Origin of the sequence: Actinomycetospora sp. NBC_00405 (assembly GCF_036044095.1) — a bacterium.
Taxonomy (GTDB): domain Bacteria; phylum Actinomycetota; class Actinomycetes; order Mycobacteriales; family Pseudonocardiaceae; genus Actinomycetospora; species Actinomycetospora callitridis.
This window is the reverse complement of record NZ_CP107938.1, coordinates 255893-271167: the sequence shown is the minus strand read 5'-3', so window position 1 is coordinate 271167 and position 15275 is coordinate 255893. Positions and strand designations below refer to the sequence as shown.

19 protein-coding genes are annotated in these 15275 nt (G+C 74.3%); 6 read left to right on the top strand and 13 right to left on the bottom strand.

What is annotated here, in order from left to right; genetic code table 11:
* Positions 1-14: 14 nt before the first annotated feature.
* Together OG774_RS01340 and OG774_RS01335 are read right to left on the bottom strand one after the other, a co-directional pair.
* Positions 15-1349: an FAD-binding oxidoreductase gene (locus OG774_RS01340; protein ID WP_328306148.1), complete on the bottom strand. Its 1335-nt coding sequence runs from the start codon at positions 1347-1349 to the stop codon at positions 15-17.
* A 46-nt stretch (positions 1350-1395) separates the two neighbouring features.
* The gene (locus OG774_RS01335; RefSeq protein WP_328306147.1) at positions 1396-1809 is read right to left on the bottom strand and encodes a RidA family protein; all 414 of its coding nucleotides are present in this window, start codon (positions 1807-1809) and stop codon (positions 1396-1398) included.
* A 113-nt stretch (positions 1810-1922) separates the two neighbouring features.
* On the opposite strand from OG774_RS01335, the gene OG774_RS01330 reads away from it, so the two are divergent.
* Positions 1923-3050 carry a response regulator transcription factor gene (locus OG774_RS01330; protein ID WP_328306146.1) on the top strand — a complete coding sequence of 376 codons (1128 nt, stop codon included), beginning with the start codon at positions 1923-1925 and terminating at the stop codon, positions 3048-3050.
* 151 nt (positions 3051-3201) lie between these two features.
* Positions 3202-3324 carry a hypothetical protein gene (locus OG774_RS01325; protein ID WP_328306145.1) on the top strand — a complete coding sequence of 41 codons (123 nt, stop codon included), beginning with the start codon at positions 3202-3204 and terminating at the stop codon, positions 3322-3324.
* Here the strand turns inward: OG774_RS01325 and OG774_RS01320 are convergent.
* From OG774_RS01320 to OG774_RS01300, 5 genes are all read right to left on the bottom strand, one after another.
* Positions 3321-5006, bottom strand: a complete 1686-nt coding sequence (locus tag OG774_RS01320; protein ID WP_328306144.1) for a serine/threonine-protein kinase — start codon at positions 5004-5006, stop codon at positions 3321-3323. The two genes, OG774_RS01325 and OG774_RS01320, sit on opposite strands and share 4 nt — an antisense overlap.
* Before the next feature lie 79 nt (positions 5007-5085).
* The gene (locus OG774_RS01315; RefSeq protein WP_328310716.1) at positions 5086-5949 is read right to left on the bottom strand and encodes a siderophore-interacting protein; all 864 of its coding nucleotides are present in this window, start codon (positions 5947-5949) and stop codon (positions 5086-5088) included.
* Positions 5950-6144: 195 nt separating this feature from the next.
* Positions 6145-7353, bottom strand: coding sequence for an amidohydrolase family protein (locus tag OG774_RS01310; RefSeq protein WP_328306143.1), 1209 nt, complete (start codon positions 7351-7353; stop codon positions 6145-6147).
* Positions 7350-7643, bottom strand: a complete 294-nt coding sequence (locus OG774_RS01305) for a hypothetical protein (RefSeq protein ID WP_328306142.1) — start codon at positions 7641-7643, stop codon at positions 7350-7352. The genes OG774_RS01310 and OG774_RS01305 overlap by 4 nt, the downstream gene beginning before the upstream one ends.
* Positions 7630-8064, bottom strand: coding sequence for a Rieske (2Fe-2S) protein (locus OG774_RS01300; RefSeq protein WP_328306141.1), 435 nt, complete (start codon positions 8062-8064; stop codon positions 7630-7632). Before OG774_RS01300 ends, OG774_RS01305 begins: the two co-directional genes overlap by 14 nt.
* A gap of 57 nt (positions 8065-8121) precedes the next feature.
* Between OG774_RS01300 and OG774_RS01295 the strand changes: the two genes are divergently transcribed.
* Together OG774_RS01295 and OG774_RS01290 are read left to right on the top strand one after the other, a co-directional pair.
* Positions 8122-9009 (top strand): LysR family transcriptional regulator, encoded by an 888-nt coding sequence (locus tag OG774_RS01295; protein ID WP_328306140.1) that lies wholly within the window; start codon positions 8122-8124, stop codon positions 9007-9009.
* A 100-nt stretch (positions 9010-9109) separates the two neighbouring features.
* Positions 9110-9583, top strand: coding sequence for a protein-tyrosine phosphatase family protein (locus OG774_RS01290; RefSeq protein ID WP_328306139.1), 474 nt, complete (start codon positions 9110-9112; stop codon positions 9581-9583).
* 198 nt (positions 9584-9781) lie between these two features.
* Here the strand turns inward: OG774_RS01290 and OG774_RS01285 are convergent, their stop codons facing one another.
* Positions 9782-10342 carry a TetR/AcrR family transcriptional regulator gene (locus tag OG774_RS01285; protein ID WP_328306138.1) on the bottom strand — a complete coding sequence of 187 codons (561 nt, stop codon included), beginning with the start codon at positions 10340-10342 and terminating at the stop codon, positions 9782-9784.
* An 89-nt stretch (positions 10343-10431) separates the two neighbouring features.
* On the opposite strand from OG774_RS01285, the gene OG774_RS01280 reads away from it, so the two are divergent.
* Positions 10432-11331, top strand: a complete 900-nt coding sequence (locus OG774_RS01280) for an oxygenase MpaB family protein (RefSeq protein ID WP_328306137.1) — start codon at positions 10432-10434, stop codon at positions 11329-11331.
* Here the strand turns inward: OG774_RS01280 and OG774_RS01275 are convergent.
* The 3 genes from OG774_RS01275 to OG774_RS01265 all read right to left on the bottom strand — a co-directional run bounded on the left by OG774_RS01275 (position 11291) and on the right by OG774_RS01265 (position 13101).
* Positions 11291-11644, bottom strand: coding sequence for a hypothetical protein (locus OG774_RS01275; RefSeq protein ID WP_328306136.1), 354 nt, complete (start codon positions 11642-11644; stop codon positions 11291-11293). The two genes, OG774_RS01280 and OG774_RS01275, sit on opposite strands and share 41 nt — an antisense overlap.
* Positions 11645-11827: 183 nt before the next feature.
* Positions 11828-12442: an isochorismatase family protein gene (locus OG774_RS01270; RefSeq protein WP_328306135.1), complete on the bottom strand. Its 615-nt coding sequence runs from the start codon at positions 12440-12442 to the stop codon at positions 11828-11830.
* A complete protein-coding gene (locus OG774_RS01265; RefSeq protein ID WP_328306134.1) occupies positions 12439-13101 on the bottom strand; it encodes a GntR family transcriptional regulator in 663 nt (220 codons plus the stop codon). Before OG774_RS01265 ends, OG774_RS01270 begins: the two co-directional genes overlap by 4 nt.
* 101 nt (positions 13102-13202) lie before the next feature.
* Here OG774_RS01265 and OG774_RS01260 point away from each other — a divergent pair, with 101 nt between their 5' ends.
* Positions 13203-14093 (top strand): isocitrate lyase/PEP mutase family protein, encoded by an 891-nt coding sequence (locus OG774_RS01260; protein ID WP_328306133.1) that lies wholly within the window; start codon positions 13203-13205, stop codon positions 14091-14093.
* 64 nt (positions 14094-14157) lie between these two features.
* Here OG774_RS01260 and OG774_RS01255 read toward each other — a convergent pair whose 3' ends face one another.
* Both OG774_RS01255 and OG774_RS01250 read right to left on the bottom strand, forming a co-directional pair.
* Entirely contained in the window at positions 14158-14709 is a 552-nt protein-coding gene (locus OG774_RS01255; RefSeq protein WP_328306132.1) for a hypothetical protein, read from the bottom strand.
* Positions 14706-15233 (bottom strand): DUF305 domain-containing protein, encoded by a 528-nt coding sequence (locus OG774_RS01250; protein ID WP_328306131.1) that lies wholly within the window; start codon positions 15231-15233, stop codon positions 14706-14708. Before OG774_RS01250 ends, OG774_RS01255 begins: the two co-directional genes overlap by 4 nt.
* Between the last annotated feature and the right edge of the window lie 42 nt (positions 15234-15275).

Sequence of the window (15275 nt, the reverse complement as noted above, 5' to 3'; positions counted from 1 at the left end):
CGCTCACGGGTGGGTCAGCGCAGGCCGACGGTCCGGAACACGGCGGTCGGGTCGTACTCCTCGCGGACGGCGGTGAGGCGGGCGAGGGTCTCCTCGTCCCACAGCGCCCCGAGCCGCCCGCCGGACGCGGGGCCCTGGAAGTTCGGCAGCCCGCCGACCGCCCACGGCCGCAGGGCGTCGACCACCCCGCGGGCCGCGGCCGGGGCGATCCCGGCGAGCGGCGGGACCATCGGCGCGAGCGCGTAGAGGTTGAACGCCGCGTCCCGACCGGCGACGGCGTCGAACGCCCGCTCCGGACCGCGCGCGATCGCCCCGCCGAGCTGGCGCAGCTCGGCCATGACCAGCGGCGTCTCCACCCCCGGCCCCGCGACGGCCAGCAGCGCGTCGACGGCCTCGGCGGGCAGCGCCGAGAGCGTCGCCGACTCGTCCCAGATCGGCATCGGATCGGTGGGGTCGGCGTGGATCGCGTCGATCGCCGCGAACGGCATCTCGTCGACCATGTCGGCGATCGGCCCGGCGACCACGCGCATCGGCGCGAGCAGCGCGGCCCCCTCCTCGGCCGACCCCAGGTGCGCGAAGCGCAGGTGCACCACGAACTGCCCCTGCAGCGGCGGCGGCAGCGCCGGGTCCGGGGGCAGGCGCAGCAGCGCGACCGAGCTCGAGGTGTCAGCCGGCAGCGTCGTGACCCACTCGCGCCAGGCGTGCAGCAGCTCGGGGGACGCCGCGCCCGGGAAGAAGATCCCGCCGGCGTAGAGGCGCGCCACGGGGTGCAGCGCGATCTCGATCTCGGTGACGACCCCGAAGCCGGTCTTGCCGCCGCACAGCGCGGCGAACAGCTCGGGCTCGCGGACGGTGTCGACGTCGCGCTCGACCCCGTCGGCGGTGACGAGGCGGACGCGGCGGACCTGGTCGGCGCCCGTGCCGAACGCCCGCGACAGCGGGCCGTGCCCGCCACCGAGGCTGAAGCCGACGACGCCGACCCTCGACGACGAGCCGCAGATCGGGGCGAGGCCGTGCGGGGCGGCGGCCGAGATCACCTGGTGCCATTGCGCGCCGCCGCCGACGACGGCCGTGCGCGCCCCCGGGTCGACGCGGACGCCGTCGAGGTGGCGCGTCGAGACCAGCACCGAGCCGGCGAGGTCGGAGAGCAGCTGGTGGCCGGTGGCCTGGACCGTCACGGGACGACCCTCGGCGCCCGCCCACCGGACCGCGTCGACGACGTCAGCAGGACTGCGGGCCGCCACGACCAGATCGGGGCATGGGGTCAGGGTCGTGACGAACGGGGTGACGGCGGCGGCGAAGGCAGGGTCACCGGGGAGCAGGGCGGCGGGGGCGGTCGGGGCGGTCACGGGAGGTCCTTCCGGGGGTGGATGGGGAGGGGTGGGTGGAGAGGGATCAGCGGCCGGCGGTGGCGTCGATCTCGACGGCCATCCCTGGCAGGGCGAGGCGCGTGACCTCGACGAGGGTCGCGGGCGGGGTGGCGTCGAGGGCCTCGAGCCGCTCGGTGATCGCGCCGTAGGCCGCGAGGGCGGCGTCGACGTCGGTGACGTAGACGACGAGGCGGCTGACGTCGCGCAGGTCCATCCCGGCGGCGGCGAGCAGGTCCTCGACTCCTCCCATCGCGAGCGCCATCTGCGACGTCATGTCGCCCTCGTGCAGGACCACCCCGTCCGCGTCGACCGACCCTTGACCGGCGACGGTGAGTAACTGTCGCGGTGCCGGGCGGAGTTGTGCCTGGTCGTAGCGGAAGGGCGCGTTCCAGGTCGTCGGGTTGATCCTCTGCGTGACGAGGAGCTGCGGGTTCGGCATGAGTAGGAGCCTGCGCCGTCGGTGCGCGCCCGCCCATCCCAGCCTCCTGGTGTCCTGCCCTCCCAGGAATCTGGGATACCTCGTCCAGCCCAGTCAGTACTACGCTGAGTGATATGGCTGTGATGAGCGCCGAGCGGGTGCGCGATCAGATCGACGGGCTGGCCGCGGCGGGCCTGGACTGGACGACCTTCGGCACGGCCGCGATCGAGACGCTGCGGCGGGCGCTCCCGTTCTCCGCGGCGTGCCTCGCCACGCTCGACCCGGCGACCGAGCTCGTCACCGCGACGGTCAAGTGGGGCGACGTCGACGACGACCACGACCTGCAGTGGTCGTACTACGAGTACGAGGTCGACGACGTCTACGACTTCCGGGTGGTGGCCCGGCGTCCCGGTGCCGTGACGGCGCTCGGCACCGAGACCGGGGGCGACCTCGCGCGCTCGCGACGGTGGGCGGAGATGTTCTCGCCGCTCTGGGACTACTCCGACGAGCTGCGCGCCGGCCTGTCCGCCGACGGCGCGACGTGGGGCGGGATCGCGCTCTTCCACCAGGGCGGGCGCACCTTCACCCCTGCCGAGCAGGAGTTCGTCAGCTCCGTGGCCGGCGGGTTCGCCCGGGGACTGCGCGCCGGACTCGTCGCCGGCGCGGTCGACCTGACGGCCGCCGGGGACGGTGACGGTCCGGCGGTGCTCGTGGTCGGTAGCGACGACGAGGTCGTGTCGGCGAACGCCGGCGCCGAGGCCCGGATCTCCGAGCTCGGCGGCGGGACGCTCGGGGAGGCGCCGCTGCCGCAGATCGTGTGCGCGATCGTCGGCGCCGCCCGGCGGCGCGCGCTCGACCCCACGGCGCCGCCGCCCCGGGCGCGCCTGCGGTCGCGGTCCGGGCGCTGGGTGGTCGCGCACGCCTCACCGCTGGTGGGGCGGGGTGACCGCGGCACCGACGTCGTCGTCACCCTCGAGGACGCCCGCCCGCCCGAGGTGATCCCCCTGATCGTCGCGTCCTACGGACTGACCGGCCGCGAGCGCGACGTCGTCGGCCTCGTCCTCGCGGGCGTCGACACCGCGGACGTCGCGCAGCGGCTGCACCTGTCGGCCTACACCGTCCAGGACCACCTCAAGAAGATCTTCGCGAAGGTCGGCGTCCGCAGCAGGCGCGAGCTCATCGCGCGCATCTACACCGACCACTACGTCCCGCGGCTGGTCGAGGGCGGCGCGCTCGCCCCCTCGGGATGGTTCGCGGGCTGATCCCGGCGTTCCTGTCCCGGAGGACGCCCGCGCGGTAGATTCGGCCCGACCACCCGGTGCGCAGCGCCGGAAGTCGCATCCGGGAACGACGATCGGCGCGTGAACCCCCTCGGATTCGATCCACCGTGATCCGAACCGCCGGGAGTGCCCGATGTCCGACAAGTCCCCTCGCCAGTCCTCCTCCAAGAAGTCCGACAAGAGCCTCAAGGAGAAGCGGGCGATCAAGAAGGCGAAGAAGTCCGACGACGGCGGCGGGGCCTTCCCCACGCGCTAGTTGGCCTGCCGCTGCCCGTCGATCTTCCAGATGCCGTCGACGAAGGCCAGCCGGAACACCGTGCGCTCGTCGACCTCGCGGCCGTCGGCGTAGCGGTAGGTGACGGTGGCGTCGACCTCGTCGCCGCCGGCGGGTGACACCCCGCGCACCGTGACCTGCTGGATGGTCGCCCAGAAGCTGCGGTAGTTCTCGATCCCGCCCGCGGTCGAGGACCGGAACGAGGGCGTCAGTCGCTGCCAGCCCTCGTCGAGCTGGTTCGGCAGCAGGCCGTAGTAGTCGATGATCGCCTGCTGGCGGGCCTGGTCGTCCGGACCGCCGGCGAGCGCGCCGCCGCTCCCCGCCCCCGCCCCCGCCTCCGCCTGCGACGTCGTCGCGCTCCCGCCGCCGGCCTCGGGCGATGCGGTGGTCCCGGGGACCGAGGCCCCCGGCCGGCTGCCCGGCGTCCCGAGCAGGGCGGCGAGCACGACGGCGACGACCACGACGACGACGGCCGCCACCGCGGCCACCCACGGCCAGCGCCGGCGGCGTGGGCCGTCGTCCGGGGCGCCGTCCTCCGGGGTGGCGTCGTCGCGGTCCTGCGCGGACACCGGCGCCGTCGTCGCCGGCCGCGTGAGGGGCGGGACGTCGGCGGGCTGCGTCGCCACGACCCTGTCGGGAACCACCTCGGCCGTCGCACGCCCACCGGAGCCGGACGGCTGGGGAACCCCCGTGGACGGGGCGGGCGGAACGGGCGGGGGCGTGGGCGGCCCGGAGCCCGGTCCTGAACCCGGTCCTGGTCCCGGCCCTGGGCCCGGCCCTGGACCCGGCGGAGCCTCAGGACGGACGAAGAACGGCGTGACCGGCCCCTCCTCGGTGCCGGCCTCGGTGGCGACGAGCCGGGCGAGGTCGCCGCGCACCCGCTGCATGCCCGGGCGGCTCGCGGGGTCGGGCTGCAGCAGGTGCTCGATCAGCGGGGTGATCGGGCCCCGCGGGGACGGCGGGGCGTACTCGCCGGAGGCGACGCGGTGCAGGACGGCGAGGGGGTTGTCGCCCGTGCCGAAGGGCGGCACGCCCTCGATCGCCGTGTAGAGCGTCGACCCCAGCGAGTAGACGTCCGAGCGGAAGTCGGCCGTCCCGCCCCGCGCCACCTCGGGCGCCAGGTAGGCCGGGGTGCCCGCCATCATGCCGGTCGAGGTGATGGTGACGTCGTCGACGGCGCGGGCGATGCCGAAGTCGGTGACCTTGGCCAGTCCGTCGTCGGCGAGCAGGACGTTGCCGGGCTTGATGTCGCGGTGCACCATCCCGGCCTCGTGGGCGGCGGCCAGCGCGTCGGCCACCTGGCGCCCGATGTGCGCGACGCGCTCGGGGTCCAGCGGGCCGTCGGCGACGAGGGCCTCGGCGAGGCTGCGCGAGGGCAGGTACTCCATGACCAGCCACGGCTGCCCGTCGTGCTCGATGACGTCGTAGACCGCGATCGCGTGAGGGTGGTGCAGCCGGGCGATCATCCGCGCCTCGCGGAACACCCGGCGATGGGCCTGGTCGCGGGCCTCGTCGTCGGCACCCGCGGGCAGCGACACCTGTTTGAGGGCCACCTCCCGCTGCAGGCGCTCGTCCTCGGCCCGCCACACGACGCCCATGGCGCCCTGCCCGACACGCGTGCGGACGCGGTAGCGCTCGGCGATCAGCTCGCCCTCGTCCGCCACCTGCCACCCCTCGCCTCGGTCCACCGTCGGTGCGGGGAGTCTGCCCGAGACGGGCGGGGATCATGTGGGGGACGTCGGTTCAGACCACCGGGAGCCGGAAACCACCGGTCATGAGCTCGTAGCTCATCTCGTGGACGTCCTGGGTGGTGACCAGCTCGATGCCCCGGCGCGCGGCCTCCGCGCGGGCGGCGCCGAAGGTCTTCTCGGAGTCCTCGTGGGAGCGGCCCTGCGTCCAGTAGCGGATGGCGTGGCAGTGGCTGCGTCCCAGGCCCCGGCCGAGGCGCAGGGTCTCGCGGATGGCCTTGACGACGTGCCCCTCCCCCGCGACCCACGCGGCGGCGCCGTCCGGGACGGGCCGGGCGCGCACGACGTCGACGAGCGTCTCGCCCCGCGCGCGGTGCACCCAGCGCACCGGTCGGGCGAGCTCCTGTTCGTCGAGGGCGTCCTGGACCTCGATCGCCGCGTGCACCAGCGCGTGCTTCGGCAGCCACTCGAGCAGAGCGGCGATCGCGGGCAGGGCCGCCTCGTCGCCCGCCAGCAGGACCTCCGTGGCGTCGGCGGGCGGGGTCCACCCGCTACCGGGCCCGACGATCCCGGCGGGGTCGCCGGGGCGCGCGGCGGTGGCCCAGCGGCCGGCGGCGGAGTCGCCGTGCAGGGCGATGTCGATCGTCATCTCACCGCGGACACCGTCGAGGGAGCGCACGGTCATACTGCGCGCGTAGGGACGGTCGCGGTCGTCGGGCCAGCTCAGGCCGTGCGGCCCGGGAATCGGCAGGACCACCGGCGCGCCGGGCTCGGCGAACAGCAGGCGGACGTGGGCGGCGGGCGGGACGGCATCGAGCGCCTGCAGGGCAGGGCTCCCCGAGCCACCCAGCGTCACGCGCTGCATGCGCGGAGTGAGGCGTTCCGACGCCACGACCTCCAACAGCGGCAGCACCGACATCCGCGCCACGCGGCTCCCCTCCCTCACCCGAATGCGAGGAAGGCTAGCCTCACTTCACCCGTGCGTGCCACCCCACTCCGCGATCGGGGCGCCGATCGACGGATCTCCCGCGCCGGGCGGGACCGGTCACATGATCGATGCGGAAATCCTGGCGTTGAGTGCAAGCGAGGACGCAGGGCTTGCACGCTCCGCGTGCTACAGCCCGAACACCTTGCGGGCCGTCTCGCCGAGGATGTTGCGCTTGGCGTGGTCGTCGAGGAACGGCAGGGACGCGATGCGGCCGGGCACGTCGAAGTCCCAGTGCGGCCAGTCCGAGGAGTACATCAGCGAGTTGGGCGCGTCGATGGCCCGCAGCGTGGACTCGAGCAGGGCGTCGTCGGTCCACTCCATCGGCTGCGAGGTGTAGAACATCTCGCGCATGTAGTGCGACGGCGGCTTCGTGAGCAGCGGCGCGTCGGACTGGCGCATGTAGTACTCGTGGTCGAGCCGCTGCATCATGAACGGCACCCACGCGAGGCCGCTCTCGATCCAGATGGTCTTGAGGCCCGGGAACCGCTCGGGGATCCCGTTGATGACCCAGTTGGTCATGTGGGTCATGTTGCAGGTCACGAAGCTCATGGCGTGCGCCGAGAGGAACTTGTTCATCGTCGACGTCATCGAGTCGGCCTGGTTCGGGCCGGCGTGGAAGCCGATCGGCAGGCCCCGCTCCTCGAGCATCCGGTAGAGCGGCATGTAGGCGTTGCGGTGCACGCCCGCGTGGCGCTGGCTGGTGACGAGGAAGCCGATGACGCCCGGGTGGTCGGCGAACTCCTCGACCGTCGCCAGGCACGCGTCGGGGTCCTCGAACGGGAGGCCCAGCATGGTCTTGATGCGGGGCTCGCGCGGGAGGACCTCCGCGGTGAACCAGCGGTTGTAGGCCTGCAGCAGCGCGGTGGCGATCTGCGGCTGGGGGTGCAGGCCGGTCTCGAGCATCGGCTGCGGGAACACGATCTGGACGTCGATCGACATCGCGTCCATCGCCCGTCGCACCAGGGTGACGTCGCGGTGCGCGCCGTTGTCGGTGCCGGGGGTCTCCTCGCCCAGCGCGGCCTGGTGCGGGATGCGCCCGGAGACGTCCTGCATCGTCAGGCCCGGTGAGTGGTTGTGGAGGGCCAGCCGCGCCGCGTTCGGCCAGTTCTTCATCATCTGCTCGGCCGTGTCGCGCAGGACGGGGCTGTCGAGGTACTTCAGGATCTCCGGCCACGAGTCGAGCTCCACGTGGTGGGAGTCGACGTCGACGATGAAGTACTCGTCGAGCGCGTAGCGCTCGGTGTCGCGGGCGGCGTTCGCGAGGATCTCGCGGCTGTCGGTGTGGGTGGTGATCTCCTGCGTGGGCAGGCGACGCACATCGTCGTCGATGGTCATGACGTGCTCCTCGAGAACCACAGGGCGAGGTCGAAGGGGTTGAGGTCGTGCGCCCGCAGCGCCGCGGTGGCGAGCACGACGGACTCGGTGGGCGTCAGGTCGGTGCCGGTCGGCGGGTGCGCACCCTCCTCGGCGGCGACGGCGTAGAGGCGTCCCGCGACCGCGAACAGGTGCCGGGCGACGTCGGGGTCCAGCGCGGCGATCGCGCCGTCCCCGAGCCCGGCGTCGACCTCCGTGCCGAGCTCGTCGACGAGGGTCGCGATGCGGGTGGCCCGCTCAGACGGTGACACGGATCCGCCCGCCCTCCTCGTCGACCGACACCCCGCGCAGCGCGAAGTCCGGCCGTCCGGGGTGGCGCCCGGTGGTCACGTCGTACTCGAAGCCGTGCCACGGGCAGACGATGTGCATCGTCGTCTCGTCGAACACGGTGCCGAGGCTGCGCTGCTGGTCGTCGAGCCGCTCGCGCACCCGGGAGACGATGCGTCCCTGGCAGGCGGGCCCGCCCTGGTGGGCGCAGCGGTTCTCGTAGGCGTAGAGCCGGCCGCCGAAGCGGAAGACGCCGACGGTGACCGCGTCGGGTCCCCCGCCGAGCGTGACGACGAGACGGCCGCGCTCGGCGACCTCGTCGGACGCCCCGACGTCGTAGGTGCGGGCCGGCGGGGCTGGATCGGACGCCGGGCCGGCCGCCGAGCCGTCGAGCGTGGTGGTCATGGGACCACGGTGCGCCGCGCCACATCCCTTGTAAAGTTCAGGTATGTGGGCTGATACATGAGTAATCCTGCGTATTCGCTCCGGCAGCTCGCGTACTTCGTCGCGGTGGCCGAGGCGGGCACGCTGGCCGGGGCGTCGGCGACGCTGCACGTCTCCGCCTCGGCGCTCTCGCTCGCCCTCGACGAGCTCGAGCGGGCCCTCGACGCCCAGCTCACCGTGCGCCGCCGCGCCCACGGCATCCGCCTCACCCCGGCCGGCCAGGAGACGCTGCGACGGGCCCGGCGACTGCTGCGCGAGGCCGACGAGCTCGCCGACGCCGCGGGCGGCGATCCGGGCGAGGTGGCCGGCACCGTCCGCGTCGGCTGCTACACCACGCTCGCCCCGGGGCTGCTCCCGGCGACGATCGGGCGGTTCACCGCGCGCCACCCACGGGCGCGCGTCGAGTTCGTCGAGGGGTCGCAGGACGTCCTGCAGCGCGGCCTGCTCGACGGCGAGCTCGACGTCGCCGTGCTCTACGACCACCGCCTCGACCCCGTCCTCGAGCTCACGCCCCTGTCGTCGAACACGCCCCACCTCGTGCTCCCGCGGGACCACCCGCTGGTGCACGGGTCCGCGCCCGTCGCCCTCGCCGACCTCGTCGACGAGCCGATGGTGCTGCTCGACCTGCCGCCGAGCTCCGAGCACGCGCTCGGCGTGTGCCTGGCCGCCGGGCTGTCCCCCCGCATCCGGTACCGCACCGTCAACGCCGAGACCGCGCGGGCGCTCGTCGGGCAGGGGCTGGGGTTCACGGTGCTCGCCCAGCCCGAGCCGGGCGGTCGCGACGAGGTGGCCGCCGTCCCCATCGCCGAGGACCCCGCGCCGCTGCCGATCGTGATGGGGTGGTCGGGACGCGTGGCGCCGACCGCGACCGCCCGGGCGTTCGCGGACGCGGCCCGATCGACCTGAGGGTTTCGGAGCGCCCCTCACGGCGGAACAGACAGCGTAACGGGCAGCGTGGAACAGCAGGGCGAAGAGCACGGCGCGCGACGAGGCTGGAGGGCCACCGGTGGCAGAGCTGCGGGACGACGACTACATCCCGGCACACCTGCGTGACGACCTGACCGACGAGCCGCCGCCCTGGCCGCCGCACGAGATCGTGCCGGGCGTCTGGCAGTCGGGCAGCCCCGAGCCCGGCGAGCACTGGGACGCCGTCTTCGACCTGCACGGCAGCGCGCCGCCGCTCGAGGACGTCGAGTTCTACGTCCACTGGCTGATCGAGGACGGGCCCGCGCCGTCGTTCACGACGCTGCGCAGCCTCGCCGACCTCGTCGACGACCTGCGGGCCGACGGCAAGCGCGTCCTGATCCACTGCGCGGCCGGCATCAACCGCTCCGGCCTGCTCTCCGCCGCCGCACTCATCCGCGGCGGCCACGACGCCGACGAGGCCATCGCCCTGGTCCGCGAGGCCCGCACGGGCGCGCTCAACAACGTCAACTTCGTGGATCTGCTCCACGACCCGCGATGGTCCCCACGTGAGTGACATGGGTCGTCAGAGCGACCCACATCGCACACAGGGGCGAAGCCCCTCGGTCCGGCCCAGCGTGGTCAGCACCGTGGCGATCTCACGTGCGGTGCGACACGGCTCGCCCTCCACCTCCTCGGGCCCGTAGACCAGCCGGGCTCGGCCGGCCAACTCGGCGGCGTTCGCAGCGAGGGAGCCTCCGGCTCCACGTGAGTGTTATGAGTCGTCGGGACGACCCAGAACACTCACGTGGCCGAAGGCCCTCAACTCGTCGAACAGCGCCAGGAGCTCGCCGACGTCGGTGGGACCGAGGCGCTGCTGGTGGCCGATGAGCACGGCGAGGGTGAGGTCGGCGAGGCGATCGGCGCGCTCGCCGTCGATCCCCGCCCCGACCAGCGCCTCCGCGACGACGCGCCGGCGCTGGTCGTCGACGCGCGCCTGCACGAGGGCCACCCGCTCGTCGCCGTGCGCCCAGGCACGGATCGCGGTCTCGGCCTCGTGCGGGAACGTCAGCGCGAGGTGCTTGAGGACGTCGAGGCGTCCCTCGGGGTCGGGCTCGCGCGCGGCCAGCTCGGCGAGACGGCGGGTGTCGACGGTCTCCCAGTGCTCGAGCAGCGCGTCGACGAAGCCGTCCCAGCCGCCGAAGTGGTGGTAGAAGGATCCGCTGGTCACCCCCACGTCACGGCACAGCGTCGCGAGCCGCAGCCCCGAGCGGCCGTCGCGCGCCAGCAGCGCCATGGCCGCGGCGAAGAAGCCGTCGCGGTTGGTCACCGTCACGTCCCCACCCCCTTGCCGCGAGAACGTAGCAGCTCCTATGTTCTCGGGCAGCCGAAGATGATCGCTCTGACGTTCCCGGGAGACGCGCCGTGGACCGCTTCGCCTGGCTGCGCCGCATCGCCGCCCTCGACCCCGCGCACCCCACCGAGGCCGAGGAGATCCACAAGATCACCGCGGCGATCGAGTTCCCCTGGGACGTGCGGCAGGCGCTCGGGCTCGCGCTGTTCCGCACCTATGCGGTGCCCTCGGTGGGCGAGCTCCTGGCGCGCACCGGCGAGTTCACCGCGCACACGCAGAAGCGCTACGACGACACGGTGCTGCTGCTCGGCGCCACCGTCGACCGCGGCTTCGACGACCCCGACTCCCGCACCGCGATCCGGCGCATGAACCAGATGCACCGCCGCTACGGGATCGGCAACGACGACATGCTCTACGTGCTGTCGACCTTCGTCGTCACCCCGCTGCGCTGGCTCGACGAGTTCGGCTGGCGGCGCCTGCACCCGCACGAGCGCCGGGCCACCGTGACCCACTACCGCGCGCTCGGCCGGCGCATGGGCATCCGCGACATGCCCGAGGACGAGGCGGGCTTCGCCGCGCTCATGGACGGCGTCGAGGCCGAGCGGTTCGCGCACACCTCCGGCGGGCGGGAGGTGGCCGACGCGACGCTCGCCCTGCTCGCGACGTTTCCCCCCTTCTCGGCGCTCCCGGCCGCGCTCGTCCGGCGCTCGACCACGTGCCTCATGGACCCGCACCTGCTGCGCGCGCTGCACTACCCGGTGCCGACGCGGGCCGAGCGCGCCGCGACCCGGGCCGGTATGCGGCTGCGGGCCGCGGTCGAGCGCCGCATGTCCCCGCGCACGACCCCGATCACCGTCGACGACCTGCCGGAGGTGCGCTCCTACCCGGACGGCTTCGACCTCGCCCGCCTGGGCACGTTCGCGGAGACGGTCAGACCGTCGTCCGCCGCGGCAGGTCCATCCCGTCGGTGAAGTGCTCGGCCGCCGCGCGCAGCCACATCTCACGGCGCTCGTCGCCGTCGGGCACCGGGAAGCGCTCGCACGTGCGCGCCCGGCCGGCCGCCGGCGCCTCGGCCGGCCCCCAGACCTCGGCGAACTCGTAGGCATGCGCCGTCGTCACGGCCTGCGCGACGGCGACGGCGTCGTCGTGCGTCGCGCTCCACGCGAGGCTGTGCCAGCCCTCGACGTCGCGCCGGCGCCCCGGCGGCTCGGCCCACCCCCGGACCTCCCAGGCCAGGACATCGTGCTCGTGGGGACGACGATCGGACAGGGGACGCTCGCTCACGGCGATCACGCTCCTCGCACGGACTCGGGCGGCAAGGGCGGCCCGGTCGGGTCCGACGCACCGGGTCGTCGGGGTCCGGAATACACCCTCTCGGCCACCGCCGTCGAGCACGACGAACCGTACTCGCGGGGACACGCCGGGACACCTCGGCACGCCCCGGCACGGAGCGGCGGGGAAACCTGATCAGGGCGCGCCACGCAGATGGGTCCGGGCATCGGCCAGGTCGATCACGTCGGCGTACTTGGCGTCGAGGTCGGCGAGGTTCTGCTCGTGGAGCGCCGCGCTCCGGTCGGCGCAGGCGCCGGCGACGACGACCGGGCGGAAGCCCGCGGCCGACGCGTCGGTGGCCGTGGCGCGCACGCAGCCCGACGTCGACACCCCGGCCACGACGACGGTGTCGACGCCGCGGGCGCGCAGGGTCGCGGCCAGCGAGGTGCACGCGAACGACGAGGCGTGCTGCTTGGCGACGACGGGCTCCCCCGGCCCGGGCGCGAGGGCGAGCTCGCCCCACCCGCCGGGCGCGCCGTCGGCGAAGCACGAGAGCGCGGGCACCTTCGCGGCGAAGAAGCCCGCGTCGCCCATGTCCGCGGCGAACCGCACGATCGTCCAGAGCACCGGGTGGCCGCCGGCCCGGGCGGCGCCGACCAGCTCCGCGCAGCCGTCGACCACCGACGGTTCGTCGAGCCAGAACGGGCCGTCGGGCTCGGTGTAGGCGCGGACGAGGTCGACGACGACCACCGCGGGGCGGGCGCCCCAGCCGACGCGGCCGGCGAAGGTCGACCCGTGCGGGTTGCTCACCGCGGACCCACCATCACCGCGCGGGCGTTGCCGATGTGGCTCGCCATCACCGCGCCCGCCCAGTCGCCGTCGCCGGCGCGCAGGGCCGCGACGATCTCGACGTGGTGCGCGAGGCTCCGCGCGAGCGAGGCCGGGTCGTAGGCGTGGAAGGTCCGCGTCACCACCGGCGTGTGCACGACACCGGCGAGCGCGGCGGCCAGCGCGGGCGCATGCGCGAGGTCGAGCAGCCGCGCGTGGAACGCCCGGTTGAGCCCGACGAGCGCGTCGAGGTCCTGGCCCGGGCCCGGGGCGCCGATCTCGAGCATGCGGTCGGCCAACGCTGCGAGGTCCTCGAGGTCGTCCGCGGTGGCGTGGTCCGCGGCACGGGCGGTGGCGCGCGGCTCGAGGGCGCGGCGGACGTCGAAGATGGCGTCGAGGTCGTCGCGGGAGAACGACGTCACCCGGGCCCCGCGGTGCGCCGTCGTCTCGACGAGGCCCTCGGCGGCGAGCCGGGTCAGCGCCTCCCGCACGGGGGTGCGCGAGAGGCCCAGACGCTCGGCGAGCTCGACCTCGCCGAGGTGGGCCCCGGCCGCGAGATCGCCGGTGAGGATCGCCTCGCGCAGGTCGGCGAGCGCGCGCTCGGACGCGCGCCCCGCCCCTCGTTCGACCGCCGTCGCCATGACCCTCCCCCTCGGGTTGTACGCAACGTAGGGTGCGCGGCCGCCCGCGACAAGGCACGATCGCCACGCCCCGTCCGTCGTTGTGCACAAGGAGCCGTGCCGTGGGAGATCTGCTCAGCCACCCCGGGAACCGCCGCGCCCGCCTGCGGGAGCTGCTCGGCTCCGGTCGGCCCGTCCTCGCCCCCGGCGCCTTCGACGCCCACTCGGCGCGCCTGGTCGAGCAGGCCGGCTTCGACGCCGTCTACATGACGGGCTTCGGCACCACCGCCTCGCTGCTCGGCCGGCCGGACGTCGGGCTGCTCGGGCAGGCCGAGATGGTCGACAACGCCCGCCGCCTCGCCGGGGCCGTCGACGTGCCGCTGGTGGCCGACGCCGACACCGGCTACGGCAACCCGATCAACGTCGTCCGCACGGTCCGCGAGTACGAGCAGGCGGGCGTCGCGGGCCTGCACCTCGAGGACCAGGTGATGCCCAAGCGGTGCGGACACCTCGCAGGCAAGGTCGTCGTGCCCTGCGAGGACATGGAGGCGAAGATCCGCGCGGCGGTCGCGGCGCGCACCGACCCGGACCTCGTGATCATCGCCCGCACCGACGTCGCCGCCGTCGAGGGCCTCGACGCCGCCGTCGACCGCGCCCGCCGCTTCGCCGACGCCGGCGCCGACGTGCTCTTCGTCGAGGCCCCGACCTCGGAGCAGGACATCGAGAAGGTCGCGACCGCGCTCGCCGGCCACCAGCTCGTCTTCAACTGGGCCGAGGGCGGGCGCACGCCGCCGCTGTCGCTGGAGCGGCTGACCGAGATGGGCTTCGCGCTCGTCCTGTTCCCCGTCTCGACGCTGCTGGCTGCGGACACCGCGATGCGCTCGGTGCTGGCGCGGCTGCGTGCCGACGGCACCCCGGCGGGCGTGCTCGACGAGATCGGCGGTCTCGACGGCTTCGCCGACCGCGAGGGCCTCGCCGAGATCCGGGAGATGGAGACGCGCTTCTCGAGCTGAGGCGCCGGCGTGGTGGAGCGAGGGACGCCCCGGCTGCGTGGGACGCAGCGAGGGTGACCCTCGCTCACGCCTCGGTCGCCACTCCGGGGGTCGCCGCGCCCCCGTCGCGGCGCCAGACGTCGCCCTCGATGTGGTCGAGGTCGAGGTCCGCGGCGGCCTGCAGGGCCGCAGGCGAGCGCGCGACCAGCAGCGCCATCCAGATCGGGTAGTGCTCCTGCTGGCGCAGCGCCACCTCGTGCTGCCCCGCGATGATCATCCCGGGCTTCGGCGGGCGGCACCAGCAGCGCGCCTGGTCCGGCATCGTCGCATCGGGGTGGTGGGTGCAGAGCACGACGTGGTCGAGGAGGTTGGCGACGCGCTCGCGCACCGTCCACAGGGTCCGCACGGCGGTCTGCTCGTCGGTCTCACCGAGCGCGACCCCACCCTGGTGGCTGAACCCGACGATCCGGCCGCCCGCGCCCTTCCACAGCCGCAGGCGCTCGACGGCGTCCGGGAAGACCTCGATGTCGAAGGGGCCCTTCCACGGCCGTCCGAGGTCCTCGGGCGTCTTGCGCAGCACGCCCTCGACCTCGACGAAGAGCATCGGCACCGCGGGCCGCGACGGCGGAGGACTCATGGCCCGGCGATGCTAGTCCTCATCGCGCGCATCGCCTCGATCTCACCGGCCTGGGCGACGACGAGGGTCTGCGCGTACCGGCGGAGCGTGTCGTCGGTGCCGGTGGCGAGGTAGTCGCGGGCCATCATCAGCGCGCCGTCGTGGTGGCTGATCATGGTGTCGAGCCAGAGGCGCTCGAACGCCGGGCCCCGCGACGACCGCAACGTCGCGAGCGTCGCCGGGTCGGCCATCCCGTGCATCATCCCGGCCGCCACCGGCGTGAGCCCGCGGGCGCGCATCAGGCCCTGCATCTGGCCGATCTCCTCGACCTGCTCGCGGTCGATGCGCAGCGCCATCGCCTCGAGCCCCGGCGAACCGCCCCGTCCCCCGACCATCGCCGAGAGCTCGAGCGCCTGCTCGTGGTGCGGGATCATCCCCGAGAGGAACGCCGCGTCGGGGGTCGGCCCGGGCGCGGTCACGGGCTCGTCGGCACACCCCGCCACGGCGACGAGGGCGAGCAGCACGGCGGCGAGCACACGGAGCATCGCGAGCGATCTTGGCGGACTCCGCGTGACGCCGCCGTGCGG